Source organism: Enterobacter sp. 237C8, assembly GCF_034106865.1.
In the GTDB taxonomy this organism is placed as follows: domain Bacteria; phylum Pseudomonadota; class Gammaproteobacteria; order Enterobacterales; family Enterobacteriaceae; genus Enterobacter; species Enterobacter asburiae_B.
The window spans coordinates 610067-635862 of record NZ_JAWNDF010000001.1; the positions used below are offsets into that span (position 1 = coordinate 610067).

Sequence of the window (25796 nt, forward strand, 5' to 3'; positions counted from 1 at the left end):
GTGGGCTGAACCGGGGCTTCTTTTGAAGCGCCGATTTTCCCGTGTGGGTCGGTACGCCAAACCGGTTCAGTCTGCCACCTGAGTTGGCGTTCGGGTGGAGATCTCATCATTTCACACGGAGTCAAAATCAAATGGAACATAACAATCTTTCACTGCTTTACAGCGAACTCTCCCTTAACCCCGATCTCCCAACCCTTGCAGAGCGCTGCAAATTGCTCACTGAAATCCTCCTCGACTGCACATCACTCCCACAAACGCAGCCCGTCTGTCGCTGCCTGGGAGCGTATCTGGAAGAAATGAAATCCGGCCTCAAAGAATCAATGCGTGATTTTCAGGTGGTGGAATTTGAGGATGAAGCAGAACAACCGCGACAAAAAGAGTGGTTGCTGGAAGACACCGAAGCACAGTGTGATTACTGCCGGGCGTTAAACCACATACTGCTGGTATCGCATTTTGACCGCGATATGTTGCCGCACCTGACGGGACTGCTGCATGACATAACGCATTCGATGGCCGCAGATGTCGTTGCACCTCAAAGTGCAAAAACGGTAATTCACATTATTTCCTGACGTCGATCCGAGGCGTCGGGGGAGTTCCTCTGACGCCAAATGGATTAATCTTCGTAAAAATGGGTGTTACGGGAAGCCGTTAATAACTTTTGATGACAATAAAATAGTGCAGTTCGCTGCCGTACAGCTCGCGTTATGTAGCCCTTAACTGCCTGAATTTTCCTTCATCTGTTGGTTGTAAATACAGCCAAGACCCACTAAATGCTGGCTCACTACCCGCGCCCCAAAGTTATGACACTGTAATGACCATGGATGGGATTTCAGCCAGACAGCAAATGCAGTGCAGGATGCAAGTGAAATCAACGCGGGCTCCGCTGTACTCTGCTGTCCGGTCAGTAGGCCAATCATCTTGCATATCTTGCCATTATCCCAACGCTGCCACACATTTTTCCACCATCCCATTTTCCAGCTACCAGTAAGGCAAAATGCTTTGTCAGAGAGGTTGGCGTTTTCAATATTTTCAGACACAAACCAAAGATCGGTTTTCCCGAGTCGGACTTCTGTTGACCAGGCAGTTATAGCGCCGCCGCGCAAAACGCACTCATGGGCGAGATAATGATCGGTTACACCCGGGAAGCGTCGTTTTAATCTCTGGAAATGACTGTGTATGGTAATGACAGGACGGACCATGCTTCCGCGATCGTTTCGCTTAAGCTCGGCACTACCGTACTGAATTTCATCAAATTGACTCCGTTTAAGAAATTGCATCTCTTGCTCCCGAATAAGATCGGTGTCGCTCGACGGTAGTATCGAAGAAGGGAAAGACTTAGAATCCTGATAGAGCAATGAATCACCTGCCTTCCAGTCGCAATAGTTGGTTGTTATTTGAATAATTTTGCCGGAGTCAGCATCGGCACTGATTACAACATACAGTTTCTGTCTCGCAGAATGACCCTGAAACGGTATAACCATTGTGGTCGTTGACACCCTTGTTAGCGCAGGGAGTGAAACATGCAGATCGTGCTCGAATCCGTTAACCGCTTGCGCAAGGACCCTTTGGTTTGTCGTTTCACCAGAGTGCACCCCTTGTTCGAGCTGGGAAAGAAGGGTGATATTTTTATTCCGGCCTACAGCATTGTCATAGTGTGGAGTAAATACATAACGGCAGGTACAACATTGAAAGCGGGGTGTTCTGGCTTTTGTGTATCCATAGCGAATGATGTGCGCTGTAAAACAGCGGGGACAACCTTGTCCTGTATTTCCTAATTTTCGTTGCATGAATTGACTGAACCACTCGTCACATTCTTTGGTATTAAACAGTGGAGGAAGACTGCCACATTTTTGACATTCAAGTGCAGCGTAGCCCAGACGATAAACAGGAAAAACATAATCATTCGCATCTGGTATTCCGAGATTTGGACATGACCAGCTTTTACAAACATTGAGATCTATTTTTGGAGCGGATTCCATGGGCTTCACCAACTGATTCTGTTAGTCGTAAATTTTCGTGTCTCCCTTTTCCATATGTCGTGAGAAGGTTCACAAAATCTGTTTTTTGCTAATCGATAATGAAATTCTTTCTTTAATTCGAGAGTTTAAAAATGAAAAAAACAGTAATCGCGGTTTTATTACTATCGGGATATGCTTCGCTAAGTCCAGCGCAGGACGTTACCGTCATTTATACCAATGACCTGCATGCACATGTTGAGCCCTATAAACTCCCTTATGTTGCAGAAGGTAAAAGAGCTGTCGGTGGCTTCGCAAATATTGCGACTTACGTCAAGCAAGAAAAGCAAAAGAATAAGGCTACTTTTTATTTCGATGCTGGAGATTACTTTACCGGTCCGTACATTAGCAGCCTGACAAAAGGGCGGGCAATCATAGATATTATGAATACAATGTCATTTGATGCTGCGTCTGTCGGCAATCATGAGTTCGACCATGGATGGGATAATACGCTGATACAGCTCAGTCAGGCTAAATTCCCGATACTGTTAGGTAACGTGTTTTATAAAAATAGTAATGTCCTTTTCTGGAATAAGCCGTATACAATCCTTGAAAAGGATGGCATTAAAATTGGGGTCATTGGGTTGCATGGCGTATTCGCTTTTGATGATACCGTTTCATCGTCAATGCGTCAGGGCATTGAAGCGCGTGACGAGGTGAAATATCTCCAGCGTTATCTGGATGAACTACGTGGAAAAGTAGATATAACCGTTGCACTCATGCATGAAGGTTTCCCTGCACGCCAGTCCAGTATCGGCAATACTGATGTCAAACGCGCCCTTGATAAGGATATCCAGACGGCGAAGCAGGTGAAAGGACTGGATATTCTGATTACCGGACATGCGCATGTTGGAACACCGGAGCCGCTTAAAGTAGGTAACACGCTGGTGCTTTCGACTGACAGCGGTGGGATTGATATTGGTAAACTGGTCCTGGATGTGGATCTAAAAAAACATCACAACAAAATAAAAAGCTTCGAACTTAAAACCCTTTACGCTGATGAATGGAAACCCGATCCGGCAACTCAGAGTGTTATTGATAGCTGGAATAAAAAGCTCTCCGAAACGGTTCGCCAAAAAGTTGGAGAGACGCCTGTTACGCTTACGCGCGCCTACGGGGAATCATCTTCGCTGGGCAATTTATTTACCGATGCAATGCTTGCTGCTGCGCCTGATGCGCAACTGGCGCTCACTAATTCAGGTGGTCTGCGTGCTGATTTGAATGCCGGTCCGATAACCCTCGGCGATGTTATTAGCGCGTTCCCGTTTCCAAATGAGCTTACCGTAATGGATTTGAATGGGAAATCCTTACGAAATCTTATGGAGCACAGTGCGTCACTCACTAACGGTGTTTTGCAGATGTCGAAAGGACTGGAAATGCGCTACGACCAACATAAACCTGTCGGGCAACGCGTTGTGCTACTTACGCTTAATGGCAAGCCAATTGTAGACTCTGAAACCTATCGCGTAGCGACAAATAGTTTCCTTGCTCCTGGTGGCGATGGCTTTACTGCATTCATTGATGGTCAGAACAAACAGGTAAAAGGTGGATATAACCTTTCCAATGCGGTTATTGATTATCTGGTGAAAGGAAATAAGATCATTCCCCAACAGGTGAATGAGATGCGAGTAAAAGAAGTTACACAGTAATAATTAACAACAGGTGAATAATATGGCAATTACCTATCTTGGAATGGAACTCGCCCCTGCTAACAACCAGCTTGCGGTCTATCTGAAGTTTATAATTGATGAGGCGATAACATATTCCTATACGGTACTGGGAAGATCGACTAGCACGACAAGTTTAGACTTTACGTATTCTTCAAATGACATTGTCTCTTTACCTGAGATAAAAATTCCGGTTATTGGGCTGTATGCAAACTACCTTAACCAGGTGCAGGTTGTCTTTAAAAACCTTAGCGGAGTGGAAGTTTTTAATCAAACCATCCAGGTAAGCACACAGCAACAACTCTACCGCGATGGGACGATTTTCCATATCGATATTGAGCAAACGGATCCCGCTAACTTCACGACCGTATGGGGAAACAGTTGGTTAATGACTACCAATTGTGATGGCTACGACCGGAACGGCGATCTTCGCTGCTATTATGCTCAGCCCTACCGTAATCAGATGCTAAAAACGCATAATGGTTATTTCTATATCGGCAGTGATGAAGATGAACACTGGTATGGGCGACGCTTTTTCAAAATCGATATTTTGGGCAACGAGATTCTGGAGTTTGATTTACGTGACCGCGATGGTAACCGCTATGCTAACACACACGATCTGATTTGGGATTCCGCCGATAATCTTTTCATGATTGGTAATGATAACCCGGACCGTTCGACCAACACGATGAGACAGGACGCATCAATTTTAAAATTTGATGAAAAGACAGGCGTGATGCTGTGGGCAAAAAATTATACCCGTGCATTTGATAATACTCAGATCCTGAATAATAGCCCCACAAACGATGCTCACCTTAACTCGCTTTCCTGGATCCCCGCAGGCGAGGCAAATGCTGAAGCGATTGTTGTCCATAGTCGCTCCGCAGGCCTGACGTTTGGTATTTCTCCTGCCGACGGCAAGATATTATGGAGTATTAATACCGGGGGATTTAACAGTAATTTCGCAGCAGGACAGGGCGTTACGCAGATAGATACTTCCGGTATTGAGAGTTTTGAAAATGGCGCTCATACCGTATTCGTCACTAAAAATAGCGCTTTTGCTGGGTTAAGCAATGAGACTGAAGGAAAATTTGTTCTTTCGCTCTTTGATAATCGCTCCTGCGTTGATAATGAAGGCAATGCGGTTACTCGAGATATTACACGTGATTCAACGACTGATTCTTACAAAACCGATCCTGCGAGAGTCATGTTCTATGCTGTTGATCTCGTCGCCAATACAGCAACCCAGGCAGGTAGCATTATCCAGTTACCCTCCGATCGTGTTCCTCAGGTCACTGATTTTATGGGGGCAGCAATAGATTATGGTGACTACTATGGCATCTACACCAACCACGCACGCTCTTTCTTTATCAGCGATGCAACTGGCCATATTATTGCCACAATCTACGATCTGATTTGCTCGATGGATGGCTATCCAGAGTTCTCTGGTGAATGCTACCGGGCAAGGTTGTTTGCAAAAGACGAGCTTGATGCTTTGATAAATATAGGTTATCAGGTGGCAAACGGCTGATAGCATAGCCAGACACAGCCATTAAAAGGGCATTGCTGTCGAACAGACAGCCCTGACGCTGAATCGAACGGACAAATAATTGTTCAAATAATAGCCTGCAGCACAAAAAAGTAAGGCCGGGAAAATCCCGGCCTTAATTAATATTCATCTGCCATTACAGGCGAAAACAATTAGCGACTACGGAAGACAATGCGGCCTTTGCTCAGGTCGTACGGGGTCAGTTCAACAGTCACTTTGTCGCCCGTCAAAATGCGGATGTAGTTTTTGCGCATTTTACCGGAGATGTGCGCAGTTACCACGTGACCGTTTTCCAGCTCTACGCGAAACATGGTATTAGGCAACGTATCAAGTACGGTACCCTGCATTTCAATATTGTCTTCTTTGGCCATCTAATCCTCTGGGGTATCACTACCAAGTTTTGAACCGGCAAGATAATGCCGAAATTCATCAATTAAGTAAAGAATTGCGCGATTAAAACGCAGCAAAACAGTTTCGGCGCATTGCCCAAGCGTCACGGTACAACCGAACAGGAAGCGCATTCGTAAAGGGGAGACAACAGGATAAACGTCAGGACGTTATCTGAAGCGAGGGTCCCAAACGGCGGCGGGGCAACAGGCAGAAGCTACTCTGCGGCATAATTATAACACCCTCACAAAAAATATGCGGAAAACATTTAGGCATTGGGCATAAAGAGCGTTCTCGGTATCCAGAAGTCGCGCGGGAGCTTCTCCTGACGGCTGGTATCGAGATGTTCGATGTACTGGCGTCGCGGGATTTCAACAGCACCCAGCGAGGCCGTGTGCTCGTTGAGCACCTGACAATCGATCAGGCGTCCGCCGCGCTGGGCAAACGCCTCGCAGAAGACCAGCAGTGCGGTTTTCGAGGCGTTAACCGCACGAGAGAACATCGACTCGCCGCAAAATAGCGTGCCTTGCGCCACGCCGTACATGCCGCCGACGAGTGCTCCGCCTTCCCACACCTCGATGGAGTGGGCGTAGCCAAGCTCATGGAGCTGGTGGTAGGCAGTAATGATATCGCGGGTTATCCATGTCCCTTCATAGCGGTCTTCAGCGCAGCCTTCAATGACCTGACCAAAGGCGTGGTTGAGGGTGACGCGGTAGGGTGATTTCGCATGGAAACGCTTCATGCTGCGGCTCGCGTGAAACTGCGCTGGCCACAGCACGGCACGCGGATCGGGGGACCACCATAAAATCGGATCGCCGGGGGAAAACCAGGGAAATATACCGCGCTGGTACGCCATCAAAAGCCGTGCGGGACTGAGGTCACCACCAAGGGCCAGCAGCCCGTTGGGCTCACGCAGCGCCCCTTCCGGAGAAGGGAACGCGATGTTATGACGAGAAAGCTGGACCAGGCGCATGACAGCAAAACTCCAGTACGCGAGTAAGGACGCTACAAATATAGTCTACAGACGCTGTTTAAACTGGTAGTAGCGACCCTGTTTCGCCAACAGCTCTGCGTGACTACCTTGCTCAATAATGTGTCCGTTGTCCATCACAATTATCCGATCAAAACTCGCCAGTCCGCGCAGGCGGTGTGTGACCATCAGCACGGTTTTGCCGGTCATAACATTTGCCAGTAAATCAAGGATTTGGCTCTCGGTGGTGGCATCCAGCCCCTCGGTGGGTTCGTCGAGCAGCATCAGCGGCGCATCGTGCAGCAGCGCGCGCGCAATGGCCAGACGGCGCAGTTCACCGCCGGACAGCTGACGGCCGCCTTCGCCCAGCCAGCTGTTTAGCCCGTCGTCCTCAAGCAGTTTTTGCAGTCCGACCTGCTCCAGCACGGCGCGAAGCGCATCATCAGAGGCCTCTGGCGCGGCCAGCAGCAGGTTATCGCGCAGTGTGGCGCTAAACAGATGCACGCGCTGCGGAACGACGCTCACCGTCTTGCGCAGGGCCTGCTCGCTAAAATCAGTCAGCAACGTGTTATTAAAACGAATCTGGCCGCGCTGCGGATCCCAGGCGCGGGTCAGCAACTGCAGCAGCGTCGATTTACCGCAGCCGGTACGGCCGAGGATCGCCATCCGCTGTCCTGCATTAACAGAAAGGTTGATACCGTCCAGCGCGTTCAGCGCCTGTTTGTCATAGGCGAAGGTGACATCTTCAAGCGTCAGCGCAACCTGCTCTTGTACCGCGGTCTGCCCGGCACTGAACGTGACTTCAGGCTCCTGCTCGGCAATCTGCGTGATGCGCAGGGCAGAGGCGATCACCTGGCCCAGATGCTGGAAGGCGCCCGTTACCGGGGCCAGCGCCTCAAACGCCGCCAGCGCGCAGAAGACGAAAAGGGCAATAAGAGGACCCGGCTGTGAATTCCCCCCGACATCGCTGGAAGCCAGCCACAGCATGGCAATCACCGCCACGCCGCCGATTAACATCATCAGCGCCTGAGAGAAGGCCGTCAGCTCCGACTGGCGGCGCTGGGCCTCATGCCAGTTAAGCTCCGTACTTTCCATGCGGGCGCGATAGCGCTTGCTGGCGCCAAATATCGTCAGCTCTGCCTGCCCCTGAAGCCAGGAGGTGAGCTGCTGGCGGTAGTCTCCGCGCAGGCGCGTCAGGTTTTCCCCGGTGGATTTCCCGGCGCGGTAAAACAGCGGCGGCAGAATGATGAGCGTCAGCAGCATGATCCCGCCCAGCGTCAGCGCAACGGAAACATCCAGAACAGACAGCCCCAGCGTGACCACCACAATCACCACAAACGCGCCCACGATCGGGGAAATCACGCGCAGGTAAAGGTGATCCAGCGTGTCGACATCCGCAACGACACGGTTAAGTAACTCACCCTGACGAAAACGCGCCAGCCCGGCAGGGGAGAGGGGCAGCAGTTTGCTAAAGGTGTAGATGCGCAGGTGCTGCAGCACGCGGAAAGTGGCGTCGTGGCTGACAAGACGTTCGAAATAGCGCCCGGCTGTACGGGTGATGGCGGTACCGCGAACACCGGCAGCCGGGAGCATATAGTTGAAGCTGTATAAACCGGCAAAGCCCGCGACGGCCGAGGCCGACAGGAACCAGCCGGAAAGCGTGAGCAGGCCAATGCTGGCGAGCAGCGTGACAATCGCCAGCACAATCCCCAGCGTCAGCATCCATTTGTGGCGTTTATAGAGCGCAAGATAAGGCAGCAGAGCACGCATCAGATGTCCTCCTGACGGTTCGCCAGCAGGGCGGCAAACGGTCCCTGGGCGGCAACGAGAGAGGCGTAATCGCCTTGCTCAACAATACGGCCGTCCTCCATGACCCAGATCTGGTCCCAGTCGGCAATCCCCTCCAGCTGGTGGGTAACCATCAGGGTGGTTTGCTGCCGGGAGGCGGCGTTCAGGGCCTCCATCACGCGCTGTTCGCTGTGCGCGTCCAGGCTGGCGGCGGGCTCATCCAGCAGCATCAGCTGACAAGGATTCAACAACGCGCGGGCAACGGCCACGCGCTGCGCCTGTCCGACCGACAGCCCGGCGGACTGATCGCCGACCACGGTATCTACCCCCTGCGGAAGCAGCGGCAGAAACTCGCTGACCCAGGCGCGGTCGAGCACCGACTGCAGTTCATCTTCACGCGCGTCCGGGCGCGCCAGCAGGACGTTTTCGCGCAGCGTTGAGGCTGGAAGCTGTGGGTTTTGGCCCACCCAGCTAAGCTGTTTACGCCAGGCGTCTGGATCGAGGTTGCGCAGTTCGGTTTTGTTGATCCGCAGTGAACCCGTGTAGGCCATAAAGCCGGATAGCGCATTCAGCAGAGAACTTTTACCGGAACCGCTGGTGCCGACGAGCACCACCCGTTGTCCGGCAGGTAAGGTAAAGTTCAGCGGACCCGCGAGCACTTTGCCTTCGGGTGATAGAATAGAAAAGTCCTGCGCTTCAATCGTCACGGGGTCTTTAGCATTCAGCGTCACGTCACCCCGCTCCGGGTGTGCCAGCGGCGTTTCCAGGAACGTTTTCAGACTATCGGCTGCGCCAACTGCCTGCGCTTTGGCGTGATAGAAGGTTCCCAGATCGCGAAGCGGCTGGAAAAATTCCGGAGCCAGGATCAGCGCCAGGAAGCCGGCAGAAAGGGTTACCGCCGTGCCGTAATGGCCGAAATCCAGCGCGCCGAGATAGGAGAAGCCGAAGTAGACCGCCACGAGGGCAATCGACAGCGAGGTAAAGAACTCCAGTACACCGGAGGACAAGAAGGCAAGGCGTAACACTTCCATGGTGCGCTGACGGAAGTCCTGCGATGCCTGGCGAATGTTTTCGGTTTCTGCTTCACCGCGGCCAAAAATGCGTAACGTCTCCATGCCTCGAAGACGATCGAGGAAATGACCGCTCAGGCGACCCAGTGCCAGGAAGTTACGGCGGTTGGCATCCGCTGCCCCCATGCCGACCAGCGCCATAAACAGCGGGATCAGCGGGGCGGTGCCCATCAGAATCAGCGCAGCCATCCAGTTCACCGGGAAGATGGCGATCACGATCAGCAGCGGAACGAAGACGGCAAGGGCCATCTGCGGCAGATAGCGCGCATAGTAGTCGTGCATATCGTCAATCTGCTCAAGGATCAGCGTCGCCCAGCTACCGGCAGGTTTACCCTGGATCCACGCGGGCCCGGCTTCCTGAAGACGATCGAGCACCTGGCGGCGGATCTCGTAGCGGATGTGCTGTCCGGCGTGAAAACCGACGCGCTCACGCAGCCACACCACCCAGGCGCGCAGGATAAAAATCAGGATCAGGACAATAAAAGGCAGCAACAGCGCTTCGCGCGGGATGTTCTCCAGGATCATGTGATTAAGAATGCGGGCCAGCAGCCATGCCTGGGCAACAATCAACAGACCGCTAACGAACCCCAGGAGACGGGAAATCGTAAGCCAGCGGCGGGAAATAACGCTTTGCTGTTTCAGCCAGCGTGTTAACTCTTGTTGACGGGTTTTTTCCATTGCGTACTTTGCAGGTGACGTTATTAGAAATTGGGCAGCGCAATGTTACAACGGGGAGACAATAAAGGCGACTTATCGCCGCCTTTATTTACGTTTGTTACTGACTTGTAAAGATTATTTACCTTGTTCAGCCAGTCCATCGAGGTAGCGTTCAGCGTCCAGCGCGGCCATACAGCCGGTGCCCGCAGAGGTGATCGCCTGACGATAAATATGGTCCATTACGTCGCCAGCCGCGAACACGCCCGGGATGCTGGTCTGGGTCGCGTTACCGTGAATGCCGGACTGCACTTTGATGTAGCCGTTTTCCAGCTCCAGCTGACCGTCGAAGATCGCGGTGTTCGGGCTGTGACCGATCGCCACGAACAGGCCCGCCACTTCAAGCGTTTCGACGTTATCGGTGTTCTGGGTATCACGAATGCGCAGACCGGCAACGCCCATCTGGTCGCCCGTCACCTCTTCCAGGGTACGGTTGGTGTGCAGCACGATGTTGCCGCTGGCCACTTTATCCATCAGACGTTTGATCAGGATCTTCTCCGCGCGGAAGGTTTCGCGACGGTGGATCAGGTGCACTTCAGAGGCAATGTTCGCCAGGTAGAGCGCTTCTTCCACTGCGGTGTTGCCGCCGCCGATGACCGCGACTTTCTGATTACGGTAGAAGAAACCGTCACAGGTTGCGCAGGCAGAGACGCCGCGGCCTTTGAACGCTTCTTCAGATGGCAGACCGAGGTAACGGGCAGAGGCGCCGGTGGCGATGATCAGCGCGTCACAGGTGTATTCGCCGCTGTCGCCCGTCAGGCGGAACGGACGGTTCTGCAGATCGACCTTATTGATGTGGTCGAACAGAATTTCAGTTTCGAATTTAGCGGCATGCTCGTGCATACGTTCCATCAGCAGCGGCCCGGTCAGGTCGTTCGGGTCCCCTGGCCAATTTTCCACTTCGGTGGTGGTGGTCAGCTGACCGCCTTTTTCCATGCCGGTGATGAGTACCGGGTGCAGGTTAGCGCGTGCAGCATAGACCGCTGCGGTATATCCCGCAGGTCCAGAACCAAGGATTAGCAGCTTACTGTGTTTGGCCGTGCCCATGAGATCCCCATTGTTGTTGGCAGACATTTGGCTGGATTGTAGGGAATTTGTTGTCGTAAAAAAAGAGCGCAGCAATTTTGATATCAATCTGTGTAATAGCCACGAGCGATGAATGAGGCGCTATAACATCACGCTTTCGCCTGAAAACCGGTCGTTTGTAAGGCAATAAAATGAGGATTAATACCCTGCCGTAATGAATATCCGGCATGTTGTACTAAAAAACGATGTTTTGCTTTGACAATCCCCTGCGCTTTTGCGAAAACATTCAAGGAAGAAAAAAAACCGCGTTAACCGTATGCCGCATAGGCATGCACGTAAATGCCATTTTTACCGGGTCAGTGAAATCTACGCATGGCGTGGACAGACGCCATACGTGATGTCGGTGACTGCCTTCGGGCAACGGTCTTCTTACCAACAGAACCCGAATCCGCATCGCGTCTAATACAAAACCAGGCGATGTGATGACTAACGGGTACAGGCTCTGAACAGTGATGTGCACAGGGTCCAGGCAGGAGTAGGGAAGGAATACAGAGAGACAATAATAATGGTAGATAGCAAGAAGCGCCCTGGCAAAGATCTCGACCGTATCGATCGTAACATTCTTAATGAATTGCAAAAGGATGGGCGTATTTCCAACGTCGAGCTTTCAAAACGTGTGGGACTTTCCCCGACGCCGTGCCTTGAGCGTGTGCGCCGACTGGAAAGACAGGGTTTCATTCAGGGCTATACTGCTCTGCTGAACCCGCATTATCTGGATGCCTCACTTCTGGTATTTGTTGAGATTACTCTGAATCGTGGTGCGCCGGATGTGTTTGAGCAATTTAACGCCGCTGTACAAAAACTTGAAGAAATTCAAGAGTGTCATCTGGTATCCGGTGATTTCGACTACCTGTTGAAAACCCGTGTGCCTGATATGTCCGCCTACCGTAAGCTGCTGGGGGAAACCCTGCTGCGTCTGCCAGGCGTGAACGACACCCGTACATATGTGGTGATGGAAGAGGTCAAACAGAGCAATCGTCTGGTTATTAAGACGCGCTAACACGGAACAGGTGCAAAATCAGCGTAGTTTGATTACACTCCTGTTAATCCATACAGCAACAGTGCCGGGGAGTCCCGGCGCTGTTGTCCGTTTTAGCAAAAAGGCAGGATATGCCTGATACCTGGAGAGCCTTTTTTGAGCCAGGAATACACTGAAGACAAAGAAGTCACACTATCGAAGCTAAGCAGCGGACGTCGTCTCCTCGAGGCTTTGCTGATTGTTATTGCCCTTTTTGCCGTCTGGCTGATGGCAGCCTTACTCAGTTTCAACCCCTCAGATCCCAGCTGGTCACAAACTGCATGGCATGAGCCTATCCATAATTTAGGCGGTGTCCCCGGTGCCTGGCTTGCGGACACGCTGTTCTTCATTTTCGGTGTGATGGCCTACACCCTTCCCGTCATTATCATTGGCGGATGCTGGTTTGCGTGGCGTCATCGTCAGAACGATGATTACATCGACTATTTTGCCGTGTCGCTGCGCCTGATTGGCGCGCTGGCGCTGATCCTCACCTCGTGCGGGCTGGCGGCAATCAATGCGGATGATATCTGGTACTTCGCCTCTGGCGGAGTGATCGGCAGTTTACTCAGTTCTGCGCTGCAGCCGATGCTGCACAGCAGCGGCGGCACGCTGGCGCTGCTCTGCATCTGGGCGGCCGGGCTGACGTTGTTTACCGGCTGGTCCTGGGTGAGCATTGCTGAGAAGATCGGAAGTTTTATCCTCACCATTCTGACTTTCGCCAGCAACCGTACCCGCCGTGACGATACGTGGGTTGATGAAGACGAATACGAAGATGAAGAGGAAGATGACGCGCCTGTGCAGCGTCGCGAGTCTCGTCGTGCGCGTATTTTGCGCGGCGCGCTGGCGCGTCGTCAGCGTGTTGCAGAGAAATTTGCCAACCCGCTGGGTCGTAAAACCGATGCGGCGCTCTTCTCCGGTAAACGCATGGATGAAGACGAGCAGGTGGCGTATCGCGCTGCGGGTGTCGCCGTCGATCCTGACGATGTGCTCTTCTCCGGCAGCCGGGCCACTCCGGGTGACTTCGACGAATACGATCCGCTGTTAAATGGCCATTCGGTTACCGAGCCGGTTGCAGCCGCCGCAGCCGCGACGACCGCTGCGCAGGCGTATGCCGCGCCTGTCGACGCCGTGATGCCATCCGCGCCGGTTTCGCCGCCGGAATCCGTTATTCAGCAGCCTCAGGTTGACTGGCAGACTGCGCCAGGCGTTCACACGCCGGAGCCGGTTATCGCGCCTGAACCTGAAAGCTACATCCCTGTGCAGCAGGAGCAGTGGCAGCAGCCATATCAGCCGCCGCAGCCTGCGTATGAACCGCAAGAGTCCCCGCACTATGAACAGCCTGTGGCCCAACCTTATCAGGAGTATGTGCCTGAACCGGTTGAACCTGTGCAGCCTTATGTAGAGCCGCAGCCTGAACCTGAAATCGTGGAAGAGGTAAAACCCTCTCGTCCACCAATGTACTATTTTGAAGAAGTTGAAGAGCGTCGTGCGCGTGAACGCGAGCAGCTGGCGGCCTGGTACCAGCCTGTGCCTGAACCGGTGCAGGAGCCGGTGACGAAAGCGCCTTCTGTTTCCGTTCCACCGATCGACCCGACGCCTGCAGTCGCACCCGTAGCGGAAAGCGTGAAGCAGGCTACCGCGGCCGCTGCCGTGGCTGCACCTGTCTTTAGCCTGGCAACAGGAGGCGCGCCACGTCCTCAGGTGAAGGAGGGGATTGGTCCGCAACTGCCTCGCCCTAACCGCGTTCGCGTTCCAACCCGCCGTGAGCTTGCCTCTTATGGCATCAAGCTGCCTTCCCAGCGTATGGCGGAAGAGAAAGCGCGCGAGCCTGAGTACGAAGATGACGCCGATGAAATGCAGCAGGACGAGCTGGCCCGTCAGTTCGCCGCGCAGCAGAATCAGCGCTACGGTAATGAATACCAGCACGATGAACCTATGCTGGAAGACGAAGAGGACGCGGCTGAAGCAGAACTGGCGCGCCAGTTTGCCGCCACCCAGCAGCAGCGCTATTCAGGTGAACAACCGGCTGGTGCAAATCCGTTCTCGCTGTCTGATTTTGAATTCTCGCCGATGAAGGATCTGGTGGATGATGGCCCTAGCGAGCCTTTATTTACCCCGAGCGTGATGCCGGAAGCGGAGCCTGTGCGCCAGCAGCCGGCACCACAGGCCTACGCGCAGCCGCAGCAGCCTGTTCAGCAGCCGTATGCGCAGCCGCATCAACCTGTTCAGCAACCGCAGCAGCCACCGCAGTTCCAGCAGCCTGCGCCTCAGCCGCAGGAAAGCCTGATTCACCCGCTGCTGATGCGTAACGGTGACAGCCGTCCGCTGCAGCGTCCAAGCACTCCGCTGCCGTCGCTGGATCTGTTAACGCCTCCGCCGTCAGAAGTGGAGCCGGTCGATACCTTCGCGCTGGAGCAGATGGCGCGTCTGGTTGAAGCGCGTCTGGCTGACTTCCGCATCAAAGCGGACGTGGTGAACTACTCACCGGGTCCTGTGATCACCCGTTTTGAACTGAACCTGGCGCCCGGCGTTAAAGCCGCGCGTATTTCCAACCTGTCCCGCGACCTGGCGCGTTCTCTCTCGACCGTTGCGGTACGTGTGGTGGAAGTGATACCGGGCAAACCGTACGTTGGCCTTGAGCTGCCGAACAAGAAACGTCAGACCGTCTACCTGCGTGAAGTGTTGGATAACACCAAATTCCGGGATAACCCATCTCCGCTGACGGTGGTGCTGGGTAAAGATATCGCTGGCGATCCGGTAGTCGCGGATCTCGCCAAAATGCCTCACCTGCTGGTAGCGGGTACCACAGGTTCCGGTAAGTCTGTTGGTGTGAACGCCATGATCCTCAGCATGCTCTATAAAGCGCAGCCGGAAGATGTGCGTTTCATTATGATCGACCCGAAAATGCTCGAACTGTCGGTCTACGAAGGCATCCCACATTTACTGACCGAAGTGGTCACCGATATGAAGGACGCCGCCAACGCCCTGCGCTGGAGCGTCAACGAGATGGAACGCCGCTACAAGCTGATGTCTGCGTTGGGCGTGCGTAACCTGGCCGGTTATAACGAGAAAATTGCCCAGGCTGTGCGCATGGGGCGTCCGATCCCGGATCCTTACTGGAAGCCGGGTGACAGCATGGATGCCCAGCATCCGGTGCTGGAAAAACTGCCTTATATCGTCGTGCTGGTCGATGAATTCGCTGACCTTATGATGACCGTCGGTAAGAAAGTAGAAGAGTTGATTGCCCGTCTGGCGCAGAAAGCGCGTGCGGCCGGTATTCACCTTGTGCTGGCGACCCAGCGTCCTTCCGTGGACGTGATCACTGGTCTTATCAAAGCGAACATCCCGACGCGTATCGCCTTTACCGTATCCAGTAAAATTGACTCCCGTACCATTCTTGACCAGGGCGGCGCAGAGTCGCTGCTGGGTATGGGTGACATGCTCTATTCAGGCCCGAACTCCACCTCTCCGGTGCGTGTCCACGGTGCGTTCGTCCGCGATGAGGAAGTTCACGCCGTCGTGCAGGACTGGAAAGCGCGCGGTCGTCCGCAATACGTTGACGGTATTACCAGCGACACGGAAAGCGAAGGCGGCGGCGGTGGCTTCGACGGCGGCGAAGAGCTGGATCCGTTATTCGATCAGGCGGTTAACTTCGTTACCGAAAAACGCAAAGCGTCCATCTCTGGCGTGCAGCGTCAGTTCCGCATCGGCTATAACCGCGCAGCGCGCATCATCGAGCAGATGGAAGCGCAGGGTATTGTGAGCGAGCAGGGGCATAACGGTAACCGCGAGGTGCTGGCACCACCGCCGTTTGATTAACCTTCAGCGATTGCAAAGAAGGGTAAATCAGCCAAAATTAAGCATTTTCTTCTGTCGCCTGCCTTCGGGCAGGTCCAGAATAGAAGACGGAAACCCCATATCGGGAAGACGTATTTTAAGGAATAACAATGAAAAAAATCGCCATCGCCTGTGCATTACTCACCAGTTTTGCCGCCAGCAGCGTCTGGGCTGATGCAGCCAGCGACCTTAAAAGCCGACTGGATAAAGTAAGCAGCTTCCACGCCAGCTTCACGCAAAAAGTGACTGACGGCAGCGGCAACGCGGTGCAGGAAGGTCAGGGAGATTTGTGGGTAAAACGCCCAAATCTGTTCAACTGGCACATGACCCAGCCGGATGAGAGCATCCTGGTCTCTGACGGCAAAACCTTATGGTTCTTCAACCCGTTCGTTGAGCAGGCAACGGCGACCTGGCTGAAAGATGCCACCAGCAATACGCCGTTTATGCTGATTGCCCGTAACCAGTCCAGCGACTGGCAGCAGTACAATATTAAACAGACGGGTGACGAGTTTGTCCTGACGCCGAAAGGCAGTAACGGCAACCTGAAGCAGTTCACCATTAACGTAAGCACCAACGGTACGATTAATCAGTTTGGCGCGGTTGAGCAGGACGATCAGCGCAGCAGCTACCAGCTCAAGTCTCAGCAAAACGGCGCCGTTGATGCATCGAAATTCACCTTTACCCCGCCGCAGGGCGTAACGGTGGACGACCAACGCAATAAGTAAGAGGCGTGAGTGGGCAATCTGTCGCTCGATTTTTCAGATAACGCGTTTCAACCTCTGGCCGCCCGTATGCGGCCAGAAAATTTAGCGCAGTACATCGGCCAGCAACATCTGCTGGCTGCCGGTAAGCCATTGCCGCGCGCCATTGAGGCCGGGCATCTTCACTCCATGATCCTCTGGGGCCCCCCGGGCACCGGCAAGACCACGCTTGCAGAAGTTATCGCCCGCTATGCCAACGCGGACGTTGAACGTATCTCGGCGGTCACCTCCGGCGTGAAAGAGATCCGCGAGGCGATCGAGCGTGCGCGGCAGAACCGCAACGCCGGGCGGCGTACCATCCTCTTCGTGGACGAAGTCCACCGCTTCAACAAAAGCCAGCAGGATGCCTTCCTGCCGCATATTGAAGACGGCACGATCTTCTTCATCGGTGCGACCACCGAAAACCCATCGTTTGAACTGAACTCGGCGCTCCTTTCCCGCGCGCGCGTTTACCTGCTTAAATCGCTGACCACCGAGGATATCGAAAAGGTTCTCACCCAGGCGATGGACGACAAAGCGCGCGGCTACGGCGGGCAGGATATCGTTCTGCCTGACGACACGCGTCGTGCGATTGCCGAGCTGGTCAACGGTGATGCGCGGCGTGCGCTGAACACGCTGGAAATGATGGCCGATATGGCCGAAATCGACGATGCCGGGAAGCGGGTGCTGAAACCGGAACTGCTCACCGAGATTGCGGGGGAGCGCAGCGCGCGTTTCGATAACAAAGGCGACCGTTTTTACGACCTGATCTCGGCGCTGCATAAGTCCGTGCGCGGCAGCGCGCCGGATGCGGCGCTTTACTGGTACGCGCGCATTATCACTGCGGGCGGCGATCCTTTATATGTCGCGCGTCGCTGTCTGGCGATTGCGTCAGAAGATGTCGGCAATGCCGATCCTCGCGCCATGCAGGTTGCGCTGTCGGCCTGGGACTGCTTCACCCGCGTTGGACCTGCGGAAGGCGAACGTGCCATTGCGCAGGCGATTGTTTATCTGGCCTGCGCGCCGAAAAGCAATGCGGTTTATACCGCCTTTAAAGCGGCGATGTCCGACGCGCGTGAACGTCCTGACTACGATGTGCCGGTTCACCTGCGTAACGCGCCGACCAAACTGATGAAAGAGATGGGGTATGGGCAGGAGTACCGTTACGCTCATGATGAACCCAATGCCTACGCTGCCGGGGAGGAATATTTCCCGCAGGAGATGGCACAAACGCGCTATTATCACCCCACAAACAGAGGTCTTGAAGGCAAGATTGGTGAAAAGCTCACCTGGCTCGCCGGACAGGATCAAAATAGCCCTATAAAACGCTACCGTTAGTTCAATCGTTGCGGTAATGTTGGCAATGTATCCTTGTGGCCGCAGGCTGTGGTCACATTTTCCTATTTTAATTCGATAAGCACAGGATAAGCATGCTCGATCCCAATCTGCTGCGTAATGAGCCAGACGCAGTCGCTGAAAAACTGGCACGCCGGGGCTTTAAGCTGGATGTAGATAAGCTGCGCGCTCTCGAAGAGCGTCGTAAAGTTCTGCAGGTACAAACTGAAAATCTGCAGGCAGAGCGTAACTCTCGATCGAAATCCATCGGCCAGGCGAAAGCGCGCGGGGAAGATATTGAGCCATTACGCCTGGAAGTGAACAAACTGGGTGAAGAACTGGATCAGGCAAAAGCTGAGCTGGACGTTCTTCAGGCCGAGATTCGTGATATTGCCCTGGCTATCCCGAATATTCCTGACGACAGCGTGCCTGTCGGCAAAGATGAAAACGACAACGTTGAAGTGAAACGCTGGGGTACGCCTCGTGAGTTTGACTTCGAAGTGCGCGATCATGTGACGCTGGGCGAAATGCACGCGGGCCTGGACTTTGCGGCAGCGGTTAAGCTGACCGGCTCCCGTTTTGTGGTGATGAAAGGCCAGATTGCCCATCTGCACCGCGCGCTGGCGCAGTTCATGCTGGATCTGCACACCGAGCAGCATGGCTACAGCGAAACCTACGTGCCGTATCTGGTCAACCACGATACGCTGTACGGTACGGGCCAGCTGCCGAAATTTGCCGGCGATCTGTTCCATACCCGTCCGCTTGACGAGGAAGCAGACAGCAGCAACTACGCGCTGATCCCAACCGCTGAAGTGCCGCTGACTAACCTCGTGCGTGATGAGATCATCGATGAAGACGATCTGCCAATTAAGCTGACGGCACATTCACCGTGCTTCCGTTCTGAAGCAGGTTCTTACGGTCGCGACACGCGCGGTCTGATCCGTATGCACCAGTTCGACAAAGTTGAGATGGTGCAGATCGTCCGCCCTGAAGAGTCCATGGACGCGCTGGAAGAGATGACCGGCCACGCTGAGAAAGTGCTGGAGCTGCTGGGCCTGCCGTACCGTCGTATGGCCCTGTGCACCGGTGATATGGGCTTTGGCGCCTGCAAAACCTTCGATCTGGAAGTGTGGGTGCCTGCTCAGAACACCTATCGTGAGATCTCCTCCTGCTCTAACGTCTGGGATTTCCAGGCGCGTCGTATGCAGGCACGCTGCCGCAGCAAATCTGACAAGAAAACCCGTCTGGTGCATACCCTGAATGGTTCTGGTCTGGCTGTGGGCCGTACGCTGGTTGCCGTGCTGGAAAACTACCAGCAGGCAGACGGTCGTATTGAGATCCCTGAAGTGCTGCGTCCATACATGAAAGGCCAGCAGTACATCGGCTAATTCTTTGCCTCACAACAAAAAAGCGCCTTTGGGCGCTTTTTTTATGCCTCTGAATTGACACGACGCAATACCCCCTCCCTCTAAAGTAGTAATACTCCTCCGAATGAAAGTCAGCATAAAAAGCTGATTACGTAAAAATTCGTTGTATATAAAACTACATAGCGGTTTGCGCCGCCACTCTTTTCTTTGTGAGCAACCAAAGTGAGTCTCTATGAAAATCAACGCGCCTGAAGCATTAATGGCTGCCGAGGTCACTCGCCGTGGGTTGATGAAAACCACGGCAATAGGCGGCCTGGCCGTAGCCAGCAGCGCCTTCACGCTTCCTTTTACCCGACTGGCCTCAGCGGCTGATGCACTATCCCCAGCCTCAGCTCCGGAAAAAGTGGTGTGGAGTGCCTGTACCGTAAACTGCGGTAGCCGTTGTCCGCTGCGTATGCACGTGGTGGATGGCGAAATAAAATATGTCGAAACCGACAATACCGGGGACGATAACTATGAAGGGTTACATCAGGTTCGTGCCTGTTTGCGCGGCCGCTCAATGCGTCGTCGCGTGTATAATCCGGACCGCCTGAAATATCCGATGAAGCGCGTCGGTAAGCGTGGGGAAGGGAAGTTCGAGCGGATTAGCTGGGATGAAGCCTACGACATTATCGCCACCAATATGCAGCGCCTTATCAAAGAGTACGGCAACGAATCCATCTACCTGAACTACGGCACTGGGACGCTCGGCGGTACGCTGACCCGCTCCTGGCCACCGGGTAAAACGCTGGTGGCACGCCTGATGAACTGTTGCGGCGGTTATCTCAACCACTACGGCGACTACTCATCGGCGCAGATTGCTGCGGGCCTGAACTATACCTACGGCGGCTGGGCGGACGGCAACAGCCCGTCCGATATCGAAAACAGTAAGTTGGTCGTCCTGTTCGGTAACAACCCGGGCGAAACCCGCATGAGCGGCGGCGGGGTAACCTATTACCTCGAACAGGCCCGCGCCAAATCCAATGCCCGCATGATCATTATCGATCCGCGCTATACCGACACCGGCGCCGGACGTGAAGATGAGTGGATCCCAATCCGTCCGGGTACCGATGCAGCGCTGGTCTCGGCGCTTGCGTGGGTAATGATCACAGAAAACCTCGTCGATCAGCCTTTCCTGGATAAATACTGCGTCGGCTATGACGAGAAAACCCTGCCAGCCAGCGCGCCTGCTAACGGTCATTACAAAGCCTATATTCTCGGGCAGGGCAGCGACGGCGTGGCGAAAACACCCGAGTGGGCGTCCACCATCACCGGTATTCCGCCCGAGCGTATCGTTCAGCTGGCGCGTGAGATTGGCTCGGCCAAACCGGCCTACATCAGCCAGGGCTGGGGACCGCAGCGCCATGCGAACGGCGAAATCGCGACCCGTGCCATCTCCATGCTCTCCATTCTGACCGGCAACGTCGGTATTCACGGCGGTAACACCGGCGCGCGTGAAGGCTCGTATGAAGTGCCGTTTGAACGTATGCCGACGCTGGATAACCCGGTTCAGACCAGCATCTCCATGTTTATGTGGACCGATGCGATCGAACGTGGTCCTGAAATGACCGCCCTGCGCGACGGTGTGCGCGGCAAGGACAAGCTGGACGTGCCGATCAAGATGATCTGGAACTATGCCGGTAACTGTCTCATCAACCAGCACTCCGAAATCAACCGCACCCATGAAATCCTGCAGGATGATAAGAAGTGCGAGATGATTGTGGTCATCGACTGCCACATGACCTCCTCGGCGAAATATGCCGATATCCTGCTGCCGGACTGCACGGCCTCTGAGCAGATGGATTTCGCGCTGGATGCCTCCTGCGGCAACATGTCCTACGTGATCTTTACCGACCAGGCGATTAAACCGCGCTTCGAGTGCAAAACCATTTATGAGATGACCTCTGAGCTGGCGAAACGTCTTGGCGTTGAGCAGCAGTTTACCGAGGGGCGTACACAGGAAGGTTGGATGCGCCATCTGCATGAACTCTCCCGTAAGGCGGTCCCTGACCTGCCTGATTTCGATACCTTCCGCAAGCAGGGTATGTACAAACAGCGCGATCCGGAAGGGCACCACGTGGCGTACAAAGCGTTCCGTGAAGACCCGCAGGCGAACCCGCTGACCACGCCGTCGGGCAAAATCGAAATCTACTCCGAAGAGCTGGCAAAAATCGCGTCGACCTGGGAGCTGCCGGAAGGGGACGTTATCGATCCGCTGCCGATCTACACGCCAGGTTTCGAGAACTATAACGATCCGCTGACGGCGAAATTCCCGCTGCAGCTGACCGGTTTCCACTACAAAGCGCGCGTGCACTCCACCTACGGTAACGTCGACGTACTCAAGGCCGCCTGCCGTCAGGAGATGTGGATCAATCCGATGGATGCCAAAGCACGCGGCATCAGCAATGGCGATCGCGTGCGTATCTTCAACGGCCGTGGCGAGGTGCACATTGAAGCTAAGGTGACACCGCGCATGATGCCTGGCGTGGTGGCGCTGGGGGAAGGGGCCTGGTACAGCCCTGATGCCAACCGCATCGACCAGGCGGGCAGTATTAACGTGCTGACCACGCAGCGTCCGTCGCCGCTGGCGAAGGGCAACCCATCCCACACAAACCTTGTCCAGGTTGAAAAGGTTTAAGGAGTAGCCGATGACAACCCAGTATGGATTTTTTATCGATTCCAGCCGTTGCACCGGGTGCAAAACCTGCGAGCTGGCCTGTAAAGATTACAAAGACCTGACTCCTGACGTCAGCTTCCGCCGTATTTACGAATACGCCGGGGGCGACTGGCAGGAAGATAACGGCGTCTGGCATCAGAACGTCTTTGCGTATTACCTGTCGATTGCCTGTAACCACTGTGAAGATCCGGCCTGCACCAAGGTCTGCCCGAGTGGGGCGATGCACAAGCGTGAAGACGGTTTTGTGGTGGTGGACGAAGATGTCTGCATCGGCTGCCGATACTGCCACATGGCGTGCCCGTACGGCGCGCCGCAGTACAACGCCGCCAAAGGTCATATGACCAAATGCGACGGTTGCCACACCCGCGTGGCGGACGGCAAAAAGCCGATTTGCGTCGAGTCCTGTCCGCTGCGCGCGCTGGACTTCGGCCCGATTGAAGAGCTGCGTCAAAAACACGGTCAGCTTGCCGCAGTGGCACCGCTGCCGTCTGCGCACTTCACGAAGCCGAGCATTGTGATTAAACCTAACGCCAACAGCCGTCCTACAGGTGACACCACCGGCTACCTGGCAAATCCGAAGGAGGTGTGAGATGGGAAGTGGATGGCATGAATGGCCGCTGATGATCTTCACGGTCTTTGGCCAGTGCGTGGCGGGCGGTTTCATTGTGCTCGCGCTGGCGCTGTTAAAAGGGAACCTCAATGCCGAACAGCAGCAGCGTTTAGTGTTGAGCATGTTTGGCCTGTGGGTGCTGATGGGGATTGGCTTTATAGCCTCTACGCTGCACCTGGGTTCGCCGATGCGCGCGTTTAACTCTCTGAACCGCGTGGGGGCCTCATCCCTCAGTAACGAGATTGCCAGCGGGGCAATTTTCTTTGCCGTCGGTGGGCTGGGCTGGCTGCTGGCCGCTATGAAGAAGTTGCCTGCGGGTTTGCGCAGCCTGTGGCTGATCGTGACCATGGTGCTGGGCGTGGTGTTCGTGTGGATGATGGTGCGCGTCTATAACACCATCGATACCGTTCCAACCTGGTACAGCGTCTGGACGCCGATGAGCTTCTTCCTGACGATGTTTATCGGCGGGCCGCTGCTGGGCTACCTGCTGCTGCGCGTGGCGGGCGTAGACGGGTGGGCAATGCGTTTGCTGCCGGCTGTTTCGCTGCTGGCGCTGGTGGTGAGTGCGATGGTCGCCCTGATGCAGGGTGCCGAACTGGCAACCATTCACAGCTCTATCCAGCAGGCTTCTGCCCTGGTGCCGGACTACGGTTCTCTGATGGCCTGGCGCATCGTTCTGCTGGTCGCTGCGTTGGTATTCTGGATTGCTCCTCAGCTCAAAGGTTATCAGCCCGCGCTGCCGCTGCTGTCACTGGCCTTTGTGCTGGTCCTGGCGGGTGAACTGATTGGCCGCGGTGTGTTCTACGGGTTGCATATGACCGTAGGTATGGCTATCGCCAGTTAACGTTGCATTGAGTTATATCAAGCCGGGTCTGAGTGCCCGGCTTTTCTTTTTTCGATCATGAAATTTTTCGACTGTCGTTTTGTTTTAATTTCGCTCATTAATAAATAAAAACAGACACATAATTAATATCTATAGCAGGCGTGGCATTAGCAGGATAAGTTTTTTAAATCGACAGGGAACATATTGTGCGAGGCGGCTAAATCAGTGGATTGACTTTGGTTTTGCCAGTGGCATGATGCGCACGAAATCTGAACTTCCTCACGGTTTTTAATCCATGACCACCTATACCCGGCCAGTGCTTCTGTTGCTTTGTGGCCTGCTTCTGTTGACCCTGGCGATCGCAGTGTTAAATACGCTCGTCCCGCTATGGCTCGCCCATGAAAACTTACCGACCTGGCAGGTGGGTATGGTCAGCTCGTCCTTTTTTACCGGGAACCTGCTGGGTACGCTAATGACCGGGAGCCTGATTAAGCGCTTTGGCTTTAATCGCAGCTATTATCTGGCTTCGCTGATTTTCGCCGCCGGGTGTGCCGGGCTGGGCCTGATGGTCGGCTTCTGGAGCTGGATGGCATGGCGCTTTATCGCAGGCGTAGGCTGCGCGATGATTTGGGTGGTGGTTGAAAGCGCGCTGATGTGCAGCGGCACTTCGCGCAACCGTGGACGCCTGCTGGCGGCCTATATGATGGTTTACTACGTCGGCACCGTGCTGGGGCAACTGATGGTCAGCAAGCTGCCAACCGATCTGATGAGCGTTCTGCCGTGGGTAACGGGCATGGTGCTCGCCGCGATCCTGCCGCTGCTCTTCACGCGCATTGTGAACCAGAACAGCGAGCATCAGGAAGCGACCCACGTCTGGCCGATGCTCAGACTCCGTCAGGCGCGCCTGGGCGTTAACGGCTGCATTATCTCGGGGATTGTACTGGGCTCGCTCTACGGCCTGATGCCGCTCTATCTGAATCATCAGGGCGTCAGCGATTCTGGAATTGGCTTCTGGATGGCGGTGATGGTGAGTGCGGGGATCGTCGGGCAGTGGCCGATTGGCCGTCTGGCGGACCGCTTCGGTCGTCTGCTGGTGCTGCGCGTGCAGGTCTTTGTGGTCATCATGGGATGCCTTGCCATGCTCAGCAGCGCCGCGATGGCGCCTGCGCTGTTTATTCTCGGGGCGGCCGGCTTTACGCTCTATCCGGTCGCGATGGCCTGGGCCTGTGAGAAAGTTGAACATCACCAGCTGGTGGCAATGAACCAGGCGCTGTTACTGAGCTATACCATAGGCAGTTTATTAGGGCCGACGTTTACCGCGATGCTGATGCAGAATTATTCCGATAATTTATTGTTTATCATGATCGCCAGCGTGTCGTTTATTTATCTCTTGATGCTGCTGCGCAAAGCAGGCGAGCATCCAACGCCTGTGGCACATGCCTGATTAAATAAAAGCCTGTCGATGACAGGCTTTTTTGTCCCTGTCACAACTAAGAGTTTTACTTATTGTTTGTTTATTGCGCCAGGCGATAATTCATGTGAGTCCTACCACTATAAGGCAGCAATCATGTCTATTCGTCGTTTTTCCACTACCGCACTTGCCGTAGTGTTGTCTTTAACGTTTGCAACGGCTCCGGTCATGGCTAATCCTGGAAACGGGAATGGCGGTGGTCACGGAAACGGTGGCGGGCAAGGTAATGGCGGTAATCATGGTAACGGGAATTCTGGTAACCATGGCAATAAGCAAAATAACGGTCAGGATAACCCTGGAAAATCGGATAAAAGTTTTAAAAGCAGTAAAGATGTCGGTAACGATGTCGACGCTCGCGTGAGCTTCGATCATGCCCGCCATCTGGCGCTGAATTATGGCTTAACGGGCTATGACTCTCTGCCTCCGGGTATCGCGAAAAACCTGGCGCGCGGTAAGCCGTTGCCTCCGGGCATTGCGAAGAAAACCGTGCCGGCCTCAATGCTGGGCCAGCTTCCTTCCTACCCGGGCTATGAATGGCGCGTGGTCGGAGATGACCTGGTCTTAATTGCGCTGAGTACAGCCATTGTGACCTCCGTTATTAACGGCGTCTTTAAATAGAATATAAAAAGGCCC

Annotated in this window: 19 protein-coding genes; 13 read left to right on the forward strand and 6 right to left on the reverse strand. The window is 54.4% G+C overall.

Annotated elements, in window-relative coordinates; translation table 11 throughout:
- Positions 1-131 precede the first annotated feature (131 nt).
- Complete coding sequence (locus tag USF70_RS02970; protein WP_213787506.1) at positions 132-569, forward strand: hypothetical protein; 438 nt, start codon at positions 132-134, stop codon at positions 567-569.
- Positions 570-713: 144 nt separating this feature from the next.
- On the opposite strand, the gene USF70_RS02975 is transcribed toward USF70_RS02970, so the two are convergent.
- Positions 714-1988, reverse strand: a complete 1275-nt coding sequence (locus USF70_RS02975) for a hypothetical protein (RefSeq protein WP_320735255.1) — start codon at positions 1986-1988, stop codon at positions 714-716.
- A 122-nt stretch (positions 1989-2110) separates the two neighbouring features.
- Between USF70_RS02975 and USF70_RS02980 the strand changes: the two genes are divergently transcribed.
- Positions 2111-3664, forward strand: coding sequence for a bifunctional metallophosphatase/5'-nucleotidase (locus tag USF70_RS02980; RefSeq protein ID WP_232938393.1), 1554 nt, complete (start codon positions 2111-2113; stop codon positions 3662-3664).
- 22 nt (positions 3665-3686) lie between these two features.
- On the forward strand, positions 3687-5213 hold the full coding sequence (locus USF70_RS02985; RefSeq protein WP_232938392.1) for an aryl-sulfate sulfotransferase: 1527 nt from the start codon (positions 3687-3689) through the stop codon (positions 5211-5213).
- Between the two features lie 170 nt (positions 5214-5383).
- Here the strand turns inward: USF70_RS02985 and infA are convergent, their stop codons facing one another.
- From infA to trxB, 5 genes are all read right to left on the reverse strand, one after another.
- On the reverse strand, positions 5384-5602 hold the full coding sequence (infA, locus tag USF70_RS02990) for a translation initiation factor IF-1 (RefSeq protein ID WP_002211347.1): 219 nt from the start codon (positions 5600-5602) through the stop codon (positions 5384-5386).
- Positions 5603-5886: 284 nt separating this feature from the next.
- Positions 5887-6591 (reverse strand): leucyl/phenylalanyl-tRNA--protein transferase, encoded by a 705-nt coding sequence (gene aat / locus USF70_RS02995; RefSeq protein WP_048976849.1) that lies wholly within the window; start codon positions 6589-6591, stop codon positions 5887-5889.
- A 45-nt stretch (positions 6592-6636) separates the two neighbouring features.
- Positions 6637-8358: a heme ABC transporter ATP-binding protein/permease CydC gene (gene cydC, locus USF70_RS03000; protein ID WP_320735256.1), complete on the reverse strand. Its 1722-nt coding sequence runs from the start codon at positions 8356-8358 to the stop codon at positions 6637-6639.
- Positions 8358-10124 (reverse strand): heme ABC transporter permease/ATP-binding protein CydD, encoded by a 1767-nt coding sequence (cydD, locus tag USF70_RS03005; RefSeq protein ID WP_232938390.1) that lies wholly within the window; start codon positions 10122-10124, stop codon positions 8358-8360. The genes cydC and cydD overlap by 1 nt, the downstream gene beginning before the upstream one ends.
- Before the next feature lie 114 nt (positions 10125-10238).
- A complete protein-coding gene (trxB, locus tag USF70_RS03010; RefSeq protein ID WP_032638969.1) occupies positions 10239-11207 on the reverse strand; it encodes a thioredoxin-disulfide reductase in 969 nt (322 codons plus the stop codon).
- 544 nt (positions 11208-11751) lie between these two features.
- Between trxB and lrp the strand changes: the two genes are divergently transcribed.
- From lrp to USF70_RS03060, 10 genes are all read left to right on the forward strand, one after another.
- On the forward strand, positions 11752-12246 hold the full coding sequence (gene lrp / locus USF70_RS03015) for a leucine-responsive transcriptional regulator Lrp (protein WP_000228469.1): 495 nt from the start codon (positions 11752-11754) through the stop codon (positions 12244-12246).
- Between the two features lie 135 nt (positions 12247-12381).
- A complete protein-coding gene (locus tag USF70_RS03020; protein ID WP_210867297.1) occupies positions 12382-16083 on the forward strand; it encodes a DNA translocase FtsK 4TM domain-containing protein in 3702 nt (1233 codons plus the stop codon).
- A gap of 128 nt (positions 16084-16211) precedes the next feature.
- Entirely contained in the window at positions 16212-16826 is a 615-nt protein-coding gene (lolA, locus tag USF70_RS03025) for an outer membrane lipoprotein chaperone LolA (RefSeq protein WP_320735257.1), read from the forward strand.
- A gap of 9 nt (positions 16827-16835) precedes the next feature.
- Entirely contained in the window at positions 16836-18179 is a 1344-nt protein-coding gene (rarA, locus tag USF70_RS03030; protein WP_033145084.1) for a replication-associated recombination protein RarA, read from the forward strand.
- 92 nt (positions 18180-18271) lie between these two features.
- Positions 18272-19564 carry a serine--tRNA ligase gene (serS, locus tag USF70_RS03035; protein WP_008499983.1) on the forward strand — a complete coding sequence of 431 codons (1293 nt, stop codon included), beginning with the start codon at positions 18272-18274 and terminating at the stop codon, positions 19562-19564.
- A 211-nt stretch (positions 19565-19775) separates the two neighbouring features.
- Positions 19776-22220 (forward strand): dimethylsulfoxide reductase subunit A, encoded by a 2445-nt coding sequence (gene dmsA, locus USF70_RS03040; protein WP_033145085.1) that lies wholly within the window; start codon positions 19776-19778, stop codon positions 22218-22220.
- A 10-nt stretch (positions 22221-22230) separates the two neighbouring features.
- Positions 22231-22848 carry a DMSO/selenate family reductase complex B subunit gene (locus USF70_RS03045; protein WP_021240882.1) on the forward strand — a complete coding sequence of 206 codons (618 nt, stop codon included), beginning with the start codon at positions 22231-22233 and terminating at the stop codon, positions 22846-22848.
- A 1-nt stretch (position 22849) separates the two neighbouring features.
- Positions 22850-23713, forward strand: coding sequence for a dimethyl sulfoxide reductase anchor subunit family protein (locus tag USF70_RS03050; protein WP_033145086.1), 864 nt, complete (start codon positions 22850-22852; stop codon positions 23711-23713).
- A gap of 274 nt (positions 23714-23987) precedes the next feature.
- Complete coding sequence (locus USF70_RS03055; protein ID WP_320735258.1) at positions 23988-25136, forward strand: MFS transporter; 1149 nt, start codon at positions 23988-23990, stop codon at positions 25134-25136.
- 123 nt (positions 25137-25259) lie between these two features.
- A complete protein-coding gene (locus USF70_RS03060) occupies positions 25260-25781 on the forward strand; it encodes an anti-virulence regulator CigR family protein (RefSeq protein ID WP_023310990.1) in 522 nt (173 codons plus the stop codon).
- Positions 25782-25796 lie beyond the last annotated feature (15 nt).